The sequence below is a fragment of the Mesorhizobium sp. M0152 genome (assembly GCF_040322415.1).
In the GTDB taxonomy this organism is placed as follows: domain Bacteria; phylum Pseudomonadota; class Alphaproteobacteria; order Rhizobiales; family Rhizobiaceae; genus Mesorhizobium.
On record NZ_JAMYTH010000017.1, the window covers coordinates 37093 to 50527 of the forward strand.

At 64.1% G+C, this 13435-nt stretch carries 11 protein-coding genes; 4 read left to right on the forward strand and 7 right to left on the reverse strand.

Going from position 1 to position 13435, the window contains the following annotated elements; translation table 11 throughout:
- Nucleotides 1-82: 82 nt before the first annotated feature.
- Nucleotides 83-1645, reverse strand: coding sequence for an amino acid permease (locus tag NKJ26_RS18090; protein ID WP_352696381.1), 1563 nt, complete (start codon nt 1643-1645; stop codon nt 83-85).
- A gap of 21 nt (nt 1646-1666) precedes the next feature.
- Nucleotides 1667-2485: an N-formylglutamate amidohydrolase gene (locus NKJ26_RS18095; RefSeq protein WP_352696382.1), complete on the reverse strand. Its 819-nt coding sequence runs from the start codon at nt 2483-2485 to the stop codon at nt 1667-1669.
- Nucleotides 2486-2630: 145 nt separating this feature from the next.
- Between NKJ26_RS18095 and NKJ26_RS18100 the strand changes: the two genes are divergently transcribed.
- The 4 genes from NKJ26_RS18100 to NKJ26_RS18115 all read left to right on the forward strand — a co-directional run bounded on the left by NKJ26_RS18100 (nt 2631) and on the right by NKJ26_RS18115 (nt 8746).
- Complete coding sequence (locus NKJ26_RS18100) at nt 2631-3458, forward strand: MurR/RpiR family transcriptional regulator (RefSeq protein WP_352696383.1); 828 nt, start codon at nt 2631-2633, stop codon at nt 3456-3458.
- A 236-nt stretch (nt 3459-3694) separates the two neighbouring features.
- Nucleotides 3695-4231, forward strand: coding sequence for a GNAT family N-acetyltransferase (locus NKJ26_RS18105; protein WP_352696384.1), 537 nt, complete (start codon nt 3695-3697; stop codon nt 4229-4231).
- 226 nt (nt 4232-4457) lie between these two features.
- A complete protein-coding gene (locus NKJ26_RS18110; protein ID WP_352696385.1) occupies nt 4458-5618 on the forward strand; it encodes an efflux RND transporter periplasmic adaptor subunit in 1161 nt (386 codons plus the stop codon).
- Complete coding sequence (locus NKJ26_RS18115) at nt 5615-8746, forward strand: efflux RND transporter permease subunit (RefSeq protein WP_352696386.1); 3132 nt, start codon at nt 5615-5617, stop codon at nt 8744-8746. Before NKJ26_RS18110 ends, NKJ26_RS18115 begins: the two co-directional genes overlap by 4 nt.
- Nucleotides 8747-8807: 61 nt before the next feature.
- On the opposite strand, the gene NKJ26_RS18120 is transcribed toward NKJ26_RS18115, so the two are convergent.
- The 5 genes from NKJ26_RS18120 to NKJ26_RS18140 form a co-directional block, all read right to left on the reverse strand.
- Nucleotides 8808-9218 (reverse strand): GtrA family protein, encoded by a 411-nt coding sequence (locus NKJ26_RS18120; protein ID WP_352696387.1) that lies wholly within the window; start codon nt 9216-9218, stop codon nt 8808-8810.
- Nucleotides 9215-10033 (reverse strand): ChbG/HpnK family deacetylase, encoded by an 819-nt coding sequence (locus tag NKJ26_RS18125; RefSeq protein WP_352696388.1) that lies wholly within the window; start codon nt 10031-10033, stop codon nt 9215-9217. Before NKJ26_RS18125 ends, NKJ26_RS18120 begins: the two co-directional genes overlap by 4 nt.
- Nucleotides 10030-11016, reverse strand: a complete 987-nt coding sequence (locus NKJ26_RS18130; protein ID WP_352602141.1) for a glycosyltransferase family 2 protein — start codon at nt 11014-11016, stop codon at nt 10030-10032. The genes NKJ26_RS18125 and NKJ26_RS18130 overlap by 4 nt, the downstream gene beginning before the upstream one ends.
- On the reverse strand, nt 11009-12175 hold the full coding sequence (locus NKJ26_RS18135) for a glycosyltransferase family 87 protein (RefSeq protein WP_352696389.1): 1167 nt from the start codon (nt 12173-12175) through the stop codon (nt 11009-11011). Before NKJ26_RS18135 ends, NKJ26_RS18130 begins: the two co-directional genes overlap by 8 nt.
- Before the next feature lie 208 nt (nt 12176-12383).
- Nucleotides 12384-13421, reverse strand: coding sequence for an alcohol dehydrogenase catalytic domain-containing protein (locus NKJ26_RS18140; RefSeq protein ID WP_352696390.1), 1038 nt, complete (start codon nt 13419-13421; stop codon nt 12384-12386).
- Nucleotides 13422-13435: the final 14 nt, after the last annotated feature.

Below are 13435 nucleotides of genomic sequence, written 5' to 3' on the forward strand. Positions count from 1 at the left end.
TGGCACTCCAGCGCTTGTCGATTGATAAGGGGCAAACGAACCATGGCCGGCACAATGCCGGCCATGGTCATGAAGGTCGATGTCAGTGACCGGTCTCGCCGACTGCCAATTCGGCGGCCGCGATGGCAGCCTGGCGCTTGGCGATCTGATCGCCGATTGGCGGGCCACGGAAACGGCGGTTTTCGAAACCGAACCAGAGCACGGCTGTCAGCACGATGAAGCCTAAGGTGATGTAAAGCACCTTGTCGTTCGGCGGCTGAATGGCGATGTAGAAGATGATCACCATGCCGACGACCGAAAGGGCGCAGAACAGCCTGAACAGGCCGGCACCGAGATTCCATGGACCCGGCTTCGGCCATTTCGCCGTTCCGAAGGTCATCATGCCGAGGACGATCGGAATGATGAACGAAAGGAACAGGAAGACCAGCGTCGAGTTGACGACGATGGTGTAGATGTTGGTGCCGCCGATGGAGACGAACTGGGCGAGAAAGACGTAGATGATCTCCAGGATCGCGGCGGTCCAGATTGCGTTGACTGGCGTGCGCCACGTTGGGCTGACCTTGGCGAGCCCGGCCGATCCGACGGGCATGCCGCCGTCGCGGGAGAAGGCAAACAACATACGCGATGCCGATGTCACCGTGGCGAGACCACAGAGGAACTGCGAGAGCAGGATTGCCAGGTAGAGCAGCTCTTTCAGCCAGACCGGCAGGATTGCATCCATGGTCAAGAAGAAGACGCTCCAGCCCTGCTTGGCGCCGGCCGCCAGGTCCGGAATGGCCAGGACGATCGCGCATAGCATTACCCAGCCGATCAGCGAGGACCAGAGCACCGACGAAACGATCGCCCGCGGAACGGAATGCGCTGCCTTGACCGTTTCTTCCGACGTGTGCGCCGACGCGTCGTAGCCGGTGATGGTGTAGACCGGCAGGAGCAGGCAGAGCAGGAAGAGGTAGCTCATGGAATCGGTCTGCGGAAAAACGCCGCCGCCAGCATCGCCCGAATAGTTGGTGAACGTCCATAGCCGCGTGATGTCGATCGCGGGCGCGAACACCAGGCAAGCTACGATCAGAACCGCCGTGGCGCCCAGGATGAGGAAGCCCGAAGCGTCCGTCAGCATGGCCGTGAGCTTGATGCCGAAGTGATTGAGCAGTGCCTGGAGGACGGTGATGAAGGTGACGAAACCGACGATTTCACCCGGCGTCCCGGTGATGCCGAAAGCCGCGCCGAAAGTCCCGACGAAGAAGAAGGCGGTACCGATGTTGATCGCGCCAAGCACGGTGATCAGACCGAGCAGATTGAGCCAGGCGGTAAGCCAGCCGGTGAAGCGGTTTCCGAGGATCGACGACCAGTGATAGAGGCCGCCGGCGGTTGGGAACGCCGAGGCGATCTGTGCCATGGCGAGAGCGAAAAATCCCGAAACGGCGCAGCCGACGATCCAGCCGATACCCGCGCCCGCGCCGCCGATCGACGACGTCGCCTGCGCGAAGGAATTGATGCCGCCCGATAGAATGCAGATGATCGAGAATGAGATCGCGAAATTCGAGAAGCGGCTCATGCTTCGCGACAGTTCCTGGGCATAGCCCATTCCGTGGAGAACCTTGAGGTCCTCCTTCTTGTCAACGTCTGTATAACCCGGTGCTGCCATTTTGGTGTCCCCTGTTGATTTTCAGCTGGCCGATTGGACTGACTTCCTGACTGAATGCGATCTGGGCCGCGTGGCCTCCTCTGGTTCCAGATCCGAAAAAATGCCCGTGAGCAGATCCGCCCATTTCCGCTGCCCGGCCTCGCCGGAGACTTCGTCGTTGCGGATTTCGATCATCGCACAGGGAAGCCCGCGCGAGCGCGCATGGCGTTCCAGCGTGAAATAGACCCGGTCGGCAGGCGAATAGGGCTCGTTGACGCCGACGGTGACGCTGGCAAGCCGCCTGAGCGCCGCTATCAGCGGTGATGCCAGCCGGCGATCGTCGTCATGGATGATGCCGATGTGCCAGGGCCGGTTGCGGCCCTTGTAGACGGGCGTGAAGGAATGCACGGAAACCAGATGGGTCTCCTGTCCGCGCGCCAGCCTGTCGTCGACGATGCGCTCGACGGTGGCATGAAACGGCTGCCATGACAGCGCGACGCGCGCCGCCCGCTGCTCGTCCGACAGGCCGGTATTGCCCGGTATGACAGTGGTTTCGCTAACCGGCGGCACAAGGTCGGGTGCGTCGAGCGGCCGGTTGCAGTCGACGACGAGGCGCGAAATGCGGGTTTCGATCAGCGTCGCATCGAGCGCTTGCGCCATGCGCCGCGCGACCGGCAGCGCGCCGGGATCCCAGGCGATATGGCGGGACAGGTCCTCGGCGGCAAGGCCGAGCGTGCCGAATTCGGCTGGCAGGAAGTTGGAAGCGTGATCGCAAGTCAGCACGAACGGGCTCGATCCCAGCGGGTTCGTTACCCCGACGGTATCCGACGCTGCATGGCTGGCGGGCCGCGCTGTCTCCATAGTCCTGTCGTCCCCTGGGAGCGCTGTATCGTATGTTACGTATTTTGTTTCATTGCGTCCCTGTGGATGATTTCATACAGTTTGTCAGGCTTTGTCAAATGCGATTTCGGAAAAGACCGTGGGCCAAGCCAGGGGTGGGGATAAGATGATTTCCAGCATTGCGGAATTAATTGCCGACCGCATCGGCACGATGCCGGCCGGCGAGCGGCGCGCGGCCCAGACGCTCATCGCCTTCTATCCGATGATCGGCCTGAAGACGGTTGCCGAATTCTCGGCCGCGGCCGGCGTCTCCTCGCCGACCATCCTGCGCTTCGTTGCCCGGCTCGGCTTCCAGAACTATCCGGAATTCCAGTCGAGCCTGCAGGACGAACTGGCGGCGCAGTTGCAGTCGCCGGCGATAAGGACGCTGAACCCGCCCTCGCCCGGCGGCGGCACGGTGTCGCCGATGCTGGAAGCGACGCTCGCCAATATGCGCGAGACGTTCAGACACCTGTCCGACAAGCAGCTCGCCGACATCGCGGCTAGGCTCGCCGACCGGCGCGGCAAGACCTTCCTGATCGGCGGCCGTTTCACCGATCCGCTGGCGCGCTACATGGCCGCTCACCTCGCCGTCATCCAGTCCGATGTGTTTCACCTCGCCGGGCAGGAAAGCATGTGGCGCGACAGGCTGATCGACATGGGCAAGCGCGACGTGCTGGTGATCTTCGACATCAGGCGCTACCAGGACAGCCTCGTACGCTTTGCCGAGAAGGCGCATCAGCGCGGCGTCCAGATCGTGCTGTTCACGGACCAGTGGCTGTCGCCGATCGCCCGCTTTGCCCGCCATGTCATCGCCGGCCGGACCGCGGTGCCGTCGGCGTGGGATTCCTCGGCCGCGCTTTTCGTCGTCGCCGAAACGCTGATCGGCGCCGTGACCAGGCAACTGGAAGCAGAGGGCGCCCGCCGTATCCGCGAAATGGAAGACCTGCGCTAGGGGTCGAAAAATCGGTCGACGCGCTGCCGCCAAGAGCTGAGATGGGCGGAAAGTGGACCTCCTTGTTTCAAGAATGAAGGTTTGTTCAGGCGAGTTTAGTATCCGGACTCTAGCTGGGCTGGGTGTCAGGCCGCCGCGAAGGGCGAAGCTTCAACCTCGGCCATGCCTTAGGCTTTTTCGCCTTTGTGAACATCTTGTGCTAAGTTCAAAGCGGGTTGCATTGGACCTGCCCGAGAATGCCGAGCATCAGCCTACACCATCGATTGGCGACACGTGCCGATATGCCGGCGCTGGCTGTACTGATGAATGCAGCCATCGGCGACCTTCAAAGGCCGTTCCTCACGGAGGAGCAGATCGCTTCGAGCCGAGCAATCATGGGGCTCGATACGCAACTCGTTGATGATGGAACATATTTCATTGTGGAGCAAAATGGCATCTTGGCCGGTTGCGGCGGGTGGAGTCGGCGCGCAACCCTCTACGGCGGCGACCGTTCCCCCGGGCGCGATGCAGCGCTGCTCGACCCGACGAAAGACGCTGCGCGCGTGCGTGCCATGTATACGCATCCCAGTTTCACCCGCCGAGGCGTGGGGCGTCTGATCCTCACTCTGTGCGAGGACGCCGCCCGCAGCGAGGGCTTCACAAGTGTCGAGCTTATGGCGACCATGGCCGGCGAACCGCTCTATCGGGCCTGCGGCTTTGAAGCGGTTGAAGAAGTCGTCGACAACAGAGGCGGGGTGGGCGTGCCACTGTTGCGGATGAGGAAGGCATTGTGAATGATCGGCGGGCTCGCACTCATGGCCGTCAGCTGGGATAGCAACACACAGGAACAAGCCGCGCCAAATCTCGAATGTTACGCAGATTTAATGTGCGCGGACACCTGAGACTCGTCATAAAGACGCGATATCGGCGCGGCTTCTTGCCTTACAATAGCCTCGCTGCGTCTGCTTCATTTCGGGAAACCGGTGGACGGAAGGATCGTTTTAGCCAACCGGAGTGCCGATGGCCGCCTGGAAACAGATAGTTTTTGCGACTGTGGTGCTGGTGATGGCGGCAGCCGCTTGGCTGCGCTTTTTCCCCGGCGCTCCCGAAGTGCTGGCGCGCTGGGGCATAGACTGGGCTTATGCCGCGACGCCCCCGGTTGAAACCGGTGCCTCCGGCGCGAGGCAGGCCGGTAGCCGCAACGGCGCCCAGCGGGTGAATGTGGTCGCCCTCGCTGCCACTTCGGCGACCATCAACGACCGTCTCCAGGCGATCGGCACCGGCCGCGCCAACGCCTCTGTGACCGTCAATCCTTACAGTTCCGGCCGCCTTGCCGAACTGCTGGTCGAATCCGGCAGCCATGTCGACAAGGGGCAGATCATCGCGACACTCGATTCCGAGACCGAAATGATCGCCCAGGAACGGGCCAAGCTCGCCCTGCAGGATGCGCAAGCCAAGCTCGACCGCGTCAGGTCGCTGCGCGCTTCCAACGCCGCGACGCCGGTCGCCGTGGCCGACGCCGAAGTGGTGCTGGCAGGCGCCAAGCTGGCGCTCCAGGATGCAGAACTTGCGCTGCAGCGCCGGTCTATCCTGGCGCCGATCGCCGGCACCGTCGGCATCCTGCCAATCTCGGCCGGCAACTACGTGACCAATCAATCCGCGGTCGCCACGCTCGACGACCGGTCCTCGATCCTGGTCGATTTCCTGGTGCCCGAGCGTTTCGCCGCCGCCGTCAAGATCGGTGCGCAACTGACGGCGACGCCGATCGCCAATCCGAGCAACGCCTATACCGGCACCGTTTCGGCCATCGACAACCATATCGACGAGAAGAGCCGCACCTTGCTGGTCAAGGCCAAGATCGCCAACCCGGCCGATTCGCTGCGCGCCGGCATGTCGTTCGGCATTATGATGAAATTCCCCGGCGAGACCTATCCGGCCGTCAGCCCGCTGGCGATCCTGTGGGGTTCGGACGGCGCCTATGTCTGGGCCGTGGAAGACGGCAAGGCCAAACGGGTGCCGGTGCGCATCATCCAGCGCAACACCGAGACCGTGCTGATCGACGCCGATCTCGACAGCGGCGACATGGTGGTCACCGAAGGCACACAGAGCGTCAGCGAAGGCGGCGACGTTCGCATCGCCGGCCAGGAGCAGCGCGCCGCGGACGCCGCTGCGGGCTCATGACTGGAACCGTCAAATCCGCCAGCGATACAGGTTTCACGGCGCTGTTCATCCGCAGGCCGGTAATGGCCTTCGTTCTGAACACGCTGATCGCCGTCGCTGGCCTCGCCGCCTTCTATGGCGTGGAAGTCCGCGAATTGCCCGACGTCGATCGTGCCGTCGTCACCGTTTCCACCACCTTCGAGGGGGCGGCATCCGAAACCGTCGACCGCGAGTTGACCGACACCATCGAGGCCGCGGTCGCCCGCGTCTCCGGCGTCAAGTCGATTTCCTCTTCCTCGTCCTTCGGCTCGAGCCGCGTCACCATCGAGTTCAACGACGGCGTCGATCTCAACGTCGCCGCATCCGACGTGCGCGACGCCGTCGGCCGCGTCGCCAACCAGATGCCTGACACCGCCGATCCGCCGCGCATCGTCAAGGCCGACGCCAATTCCGATCCGGTGATGCGGCTTGCGGTGACGTCGGACAACATGTCGATCCAGGACATGACCGTGGTGGTCCAGGACCAGATCGAGGACGAACTGGCCGCCGTGCCCGGCGTCGCCGACGTCCAGGTCTATGGCGACCGCGACAAGATCTTCCGCATCGATGTCGACCAGAACAAGCTCGCCAGCCTCGGCTTCACGGTTGCAGACCTTCGTGCCGCCCTTGCCTCCGTCGCCTTCGATTCCCCGGCCGGCTCGATCACCACCACCAATCAGGACCTGATCGTCCGCACGACAGCCGATGTGACGACGCCCGCGGAATTCGAGAACATCATCATCGGCGGCGCCACGCGCATCCGCGACGTCGCCACAGTCACGCTTGGCCCCGATGTCGGCCAGACCACGCTGCGCTCCGATGGCAAGACCGGCATCGGCATCGGCATCATCCGCCAGGCGGAATCGAACACGCTCGACATTTCGACCGGCGTCCAGGCTGCCGTCGCCAAGCTGCAGGAGAACCTGCCCAAGGGCATGTCGATCAAGATCACCAGCGACGACGCCGTCTTCGTCAATGGCGCCGTTCACGAGGTCGAGATCGCGCTCGGCCTGTCGGTGACCATGGTGCTGATCGTCATCTACGTCTTCCTGCTCGACTGGCGCGCGACACTGATCCCGGGGCTGTCGATGCCGGTCGCCATGATCGGCACCATCGCCGCGATCTACCTCGCCGGTTTCTCCGTCAACATCCTGACGCTGCTTGCCCTGGTGCTGGCGACGGGACTCGTCGTCGACGACGCCATCGTCGTCCTGGAAAATATCGTGCGGCGACGCAATGAAGGCATGGGCCCCCGCGCGGCGGCCGTGCTCGGCGCGCAGGAAGTGTTCTTCGCCGTCGTTGCCACGACGCTGACGCTGGTCGCCGTCTTCGTGCCGATCTCGTTCCTGCCCGGCCAGACCGGCGGCCTGTTCCGCGAATTCGGCTTCGTGCTTGCCATGTCGGTGCTCTTGTCCTGCGTGGTGGCGCTGACGCTTTGTCCCATGCTCGCCTCGCGCATGCTGACCAGCGCATCGCTGCATCACGAAGGCGGCCATGGCATCGGCGGTCGCATCGGCGGCGCATTGAACGCCGGCTACAGGCGCGGCCTGCACGCCTGCCTCGACGCTCCGTGGATCGTGGTTCTGGTCGCGGTGCTGTTTGCCGGCACGGCCTTTTCCCTGTTCGGCGGCATCCGCCAGGAGCTGACGCCGACCGAGGACCGCGCGGCCGTGCTGTTGCGCATCAACGCGCCACAAGGCGTCAGTCTCGATTACACGACGCAGCAGATGCAGAAGATCGAGAGACTGATCCAGCCGATGCGCGATTCCGGCGAGATCCGCAGCACTTTCGAGAATGCCGGCCAGAACGGCTCCTACAATTCGGGTTTCATGGTGATGACGCTGGCGCCGTGGAACGAGCGCAGCCGCAGCCAGCAGGAGATCATGGCCGAGATCAGCCAGCTGAGCCGGCAGGTGCCGAGCGTGCGCATCTTCCCGGTGCAGCCCAACAGTCTCGGCATCCGCGGCGCCGGCAACGGCCTGCAATTCGCGTTGGTCGGCAACGACCGAAAGGCGCTCGGCGACGCGGCGGTGAAGATCATCGCCGAGATGCAGAAGGACCCGCGGTTCCAGACGCCGCGCCTGTCGATCGACCCGACACAGCCGCAGCTGGCGGTGGCCATCGACCGCGAGCGCGCCTCCGACCTCGGCATCGACATCACCGGACTGGCAAACACATTGCAGGCCATGCTCGACGGCAACGACGTCGTCGACGTCTACATCGCCGACCGCAGCTATGGCGTGAAACTGGTCTCGACCACCAATCCGATCAACGATCCGACCGATCTGGAAAACATCTTCCTGAAGACGGCTGACGGCCGCTTCGTGCCGATGTCGACCATCGCCACGCTGACCGAACGTGCCGTGCCGCCGTCGCTGTCGCGCGAACAGCAGCAGCCGTCGGTGGCGATCACCTCCAACCTCGGCGGCAATTTCGCGCTTGGCGATGCGCTGACCCGTGCCGAGGAAATCGCCACGCCGCTGCTGCCTCCAGGCAGCCGCATCCTGCCCTTGGCCGAGGCCGCGACGCTGGGCGAAACCAACAGCGCCATGGTCACCATCTTCGGCTTCGCGCTGGTCATCATCCTCCTGGTGCTGGCTGCCCAGTTCGAAAGTTTCGTCAGCGCCGTCATCATCATGGCGACGGTGCCGCTTGGCCTCGCCTGCGCTATCTTCGCACTGCTGCTCTCCGGCACCAGCCTCAACGCCTACAGCCAGATCGGCCTGGTGCTGCTGGTCGGCGTCATGGCCAAGAACGGCATCCTCATCGTCGAATTCGCCAACCAGCTGCGCGATCGCGGGCTTGGCGTGCGCGAGGCGATCGAGCAGGCCTCGACCATCCGCTTGCGGCCGGTGATGATGACGATGATCTGCACCATACTTGGCGGCGTGCCGCTGGTACTGGCGGCGGGCGCCGGCGCCGAGGCGCGCGTGGCGCTCGGCTGGGTGATCGTCGGCGGATTGGGGCTCGCGACCATCTCGACGCTGTTCCTGACGCCGGTCGCCTATCTCCTGCTCGGCCGCTTCGTCACGCCGAAGACGCATGAGGAAGCACGGCTGAAGCGCGAGCTCGAGCAAGCCGCCTACACCAATGTGGAACCGGCCGAGTAGGGAATTCCAGGAAAGTGTGTTGCGGTTTTCCGTCCGGAAATTCGCAGATAAAGATCGCCGCCTATTTCAACAACCTGCCTTCGATCGACCAGCGCGCGGCGAGGAAATTCAGCACCGCCGCCACCACGACACCGCCGATCTTTGCCGGCCACACACCGGCGATGCCGGCGAATAGCGCGATCGACAGGCTGGAGACGCCGAGCGAAATCAGCGCGCCAAGCGAGGCGAAGCGAAGGAAGGCATCGCGCAGCCGGATGGCTGGGTCGCGCTCGAACGACCAGAAGCCGTTCGCCACGAAGGAGAAGATGACGGCGATGAACCAGGAGGTGACGTTGGCGGGCAGCGGCGGGACATGCAGCTTGAGCAGCACGTAAAAGCCGGCAAGGTCGATGGCCGTGTTCACCAGCCCGACAATGGCAAAGCGGACGATCTTGGTGCCGGTCGAACGCCGGGGGCGGTCGGTGCTGCTCATCCCTTGCTCTCCATGACCTCGGCACCGGCTTGGACCAGGCTCGCGCCGAACGCGTCCGATGCGAGGATCGCGAATTCGGTCTCGCGCACGCTCTGCATCGGGTCTCGTGCACGCAGCGTCTCGTCGACATGGCCGGGGTGGCACATGAACAGCCCCTGTTCCGGCAGCGCCTCGATGGCGGCCTTGAGAGCCGGAGCAAATCGCTCTGGCTGCCGCCAGTCATAGATGCCGGCGAGCGGCTTGAAAACACTGAAGCCGGCGCTCTGCATCGAGCGGTCGAAACCGGCCGCCAGGGCGGCGATCGCCGCGACTTTCGGCACCGCGGCGGCATTGCCGAACGCCGGAGCGCCGCGCAGTGCCGGCCTGCCCGCAGCTTCGGAAAAACGCATGCGCAGCCATGCCCGCACGACGGGCAGAAAATGCACGTGCTGGTGCCCGTCGATGAAGTCAGGTTGTTGACCGAGCGCCTCGACGAAGCGGCTGTACTGGGCGTCGAGCTCGGCATGGATATCGCCATCGCCGATGCGGTTGCGCAGGACAGGCAATGCCAGCGAGCGAAGCGGCGGCAACCGGCCTTCGGGCGCCAGGCTCGACCGGCCGGTGATCGCTGGCTGGTCCGTCAAGGTGAGGTGCAGCCCGACCGCGGCGCGGCCGCACAGCGGCTTTATGCGCGGAGCCTCCCCGGCCCATTCTGGAAAGCCGGTCATGCAGCTGGTGCCCGTCAGGCGGCCACGATGGAGCAGGTCCAGGATCGCGGCGGAGACGCCGGGCGCCAGGCCATAATCGTCGGCGATCAGGCGGATGCGCCGCGTCATCCGCGGGAGGCGCCTGGCCGCGGCCCGTCTGGACCGTCGCTGCGCACGACATCGCGCACGATATAGACCGGTCGGTCCTTGCTCTCGCTGAGCGACACCCAGACATATTCGCCGATCAGGCCAAGCAGGGTCAGGTTGAGGCCGCCGAGCAGCACGATGGCGACCAGGAGGCTGGGATAGCCGGGAACGGCAACGCCGTAGAACAGCACCTCGAAGAATACCTTGGCGCCGTAGGCGGCACCCGCCAATGCCGCAAGCAGTCCGCTGAGGCTGATGAGACGCAGCGGGATGACCGAGAAGGACGTAAACCCTTCCAGCGAAAAAGCGATCAGGTTGAGCCGGCTCCATTTCGACGTGCCGCTGGCGCGGCTCTCCGGCGAATAGGGTATGGCCTTCTGGCGAAACCCGGCCCAGGCGAACAGGCCCTTGTTGAAGCGCCGCTTGTCGCGCAAGCTGGTCAGCGCGCGCGCGACCGCGCCGCGCATGACACGAAAATCGCCGGCATTTTCGGGAATGTCGAAACGCTGGCTGCTGTTGATCAGGCCGTAGAAAAGCCGCGCCAGCTGGCTGCGCCGCCAGCTCGCCTCGCGCCGGTCGTTCTGCGCGTAGACGACGTCGATATCAGGACTTTCCACCAGCTCTGCGACCATCTTCAGGCTGATATCCATCGAATGCTGGAGGTCGGCGTCCATGATCAGCACCATGTCGCCGCGCGACTGGTCGAGGCCGGCAAGCACTGCGACCTCCTTGCCGAAATTGCGGCTGAGGCGGACGATCTCCCAGGACCCGGACAGCGCCTGCGAAAACCGTTCGGCACCGTCGTCGCGGCTACCGTCATCGACCAGGATCTTGTGAACGGCCATGCCGAAGCGCTGCGCCACGGTCGCCTCGAGTTCGTCCAGCAGCCCGGCGAATGCCGATGCTAGTTGCGCCTCGTTGAGAAACGGCGCGACGATGTCGAGGGTGGGCCGCGATTCAGCCATTTGTGACAGATCCGGCATTCGCCACCTTTTCCCGTGCCTTGGCCCAGAACCACCATATCAGGGAACAGGCGATGAAAATGACCGCGATCGGCCGGAACCAGGGATAGAAGAAATCATGCATGTGGCGGTCGATGCCGGTCAGGCCGGTCAGGAACAGCGAAATGGACAGCACCGAGGCCAGGATGCCGCCTTGCTCCTCGCGCCACAACAGGGCGATGGCGAGCCCGGCGGGCACGGCGATCATGGCGTAGGTGTTGGGCTCGACCCGGGGGTTGAAAACGCACATGTAGAAAGAAGCCGCCAGGAAGATGGCCAGCCCCGCCGTCCCGCTTTCGAGCTTGCGGTCGAACCAGAGGACCGCGGAAAGCGTCAACATGGCGATGATGACGCGTATCGCCGTGGCGCCGGACTCCGGAATGGCCAACCCTATTCTGGTGAAGGGCGCGGTGAAATCGGTGGGGACAAAGTGGCTGGTGTTGTCGACCGCCATCGAAGTCAGCATGTGGGCGAAATCACGATATTGGTCGTCGAGATAGTCGGCGGGAGCGAAAGCGTAAGGCAGCGCGAGAACGAACAGTATCGCCAGCACCAGCACTGGTATCAGCCGGGGCCGCAGTGCCCCCGCCAGGAGCAGCATGATGATCGCGGTGGGCTTGGCGATGACGGCGAGCGAGGCCCAGAAAAACGTCTCGGCGCGCCGCCCCTCGAGCGCCGATAAGGTGAGCAGCCAGCAGGCGCCGGTCAAGAGGATCGTCGCCTGGCCATTGCGGATCGCGCCGAGCGCCATCGGCAATGCGAGGAAAAGGCCGAAGGAGAGCAGCCAGGTCAATTCCCCGCCGCCGAGCTTGCGCACCTGCCGTATCGCGGCGAAGGTCAGCACCGCGAAGCCGAGGATATGCCATATCAGCCCGCCCAGATGAGGTCCCAGTTTCAACAGCGGGATATAGAGCGCGGCAAAGGCCGGCGCATAGAGATAACCCATCTCGGCCTGGACGTCGTAGAGCGGCCGGCCGGCCAGAAAATCCATGCTGCCATTTCGGTAGGCCTGCAACACTGTGCGCGTGTCGGGCGACCAAAGGACCAGCGCAAGAACGACCAGGAACGCTCCGACCCACAGGCTGAACCCCAAACGGTCGAAAACCGGCTTGGAAATCGTCATCAAGGCACCCCATACCACTCGGACCAGACCCTTGCCTGCGCCGTCCCGCATTTCGATGGCGGCGGCATATCACGGAAAGCGGCGTGGCATAGAGGCTGAAAACCGCGGATATCGTTCACACGACCCAGGCGGGCCGCGTGGCACTCACCTTTTTACCGACCATCAAGAGTTCTTGAAAGCCCCACGTTTCGAGCTTTTTCAAACGATGCTAGGGCCGAATGAACATCTTGCCGTTAGGCTTGGCCAGTTCCGCCGGCACCCGCGCCATCGCCTCGGCGAGCGGCACGACCGCCGTCACTTCGGTCGACCAGCGCCCATCGGAAAACCGCTTCTGCGCCTCCAGGATCGCCGGTCCGCGGCGGTCGCGGAACTGGCGCATCCACTCGCTCAGCCAGAACCCTTCGATAAGCTTATGCTGAAAGATCAGCTGGCCCGGTTCGCGGATGATTGTCGTCCCGGGATCGAGCCGCCCGTAGATGATCCAGCGCGAACGCTTCGGCATGACGTCGAAGATGGCGGAGGCCAGCGGCCCGGTCACTGCGTCGAGGAAGATGCGCGGCTGTTCGGCCTTTATCACCTGGCGCAGCGTCGCCGTGAAATCCGGCGCCTTTTCATTGAGCACATGCGTCGCGCCAAGCGCCTTCAACGATGCGATCTGGTCGTCGCGACGCACGGTGACGATCGGCCGAAAGCCAGCTTCGTTGGCGAGGCCGATAGTCAGCTTGCTGAGCTGGCTGGCGCCGGCAGTCATGATGAAGGCCTTCTGCCCCTCTTGCCTGACGATGTCGAACATGGCGATCGCGGTGAGCGGATTGACGATCATGGCCGCTCCGTCCTCGTCGCGCACGGTGTCGAGCAGCGGGATGCAGGCCGCTGCTTCGGCGACGGCATATTGCGCCCACGAACCCCAGTTGCTGAGGCCGGTGGCGAAGGCGACGCGCTTGCCGGCCAGGCTTTTTGGAGAGGGCTCGTCGCCGCCGGCCACGACGGTGCCGACGCCCTCGAAGCCGGCCGGCTGGCCCTTGGCCCGCGGCTGGCCGTACTGGCCCTTGATGAAGGCGACGTCGGACGGATTGATCGAAGCCAGGCTGACCTTGATCAGCACCTGTGTCGGTCCAGGCGTCGGCACCGCGATGCTGCCCGCCTCGACATAGGGCTCCATCGCCTCCAGCACGCTGCCGCTCGGCGTCCTGGCATAGCCATCGCCGACAAGCAGCAGCGCCTTCATTTGGGAGGGGATCGTCATCAGGGGCTCCTTGC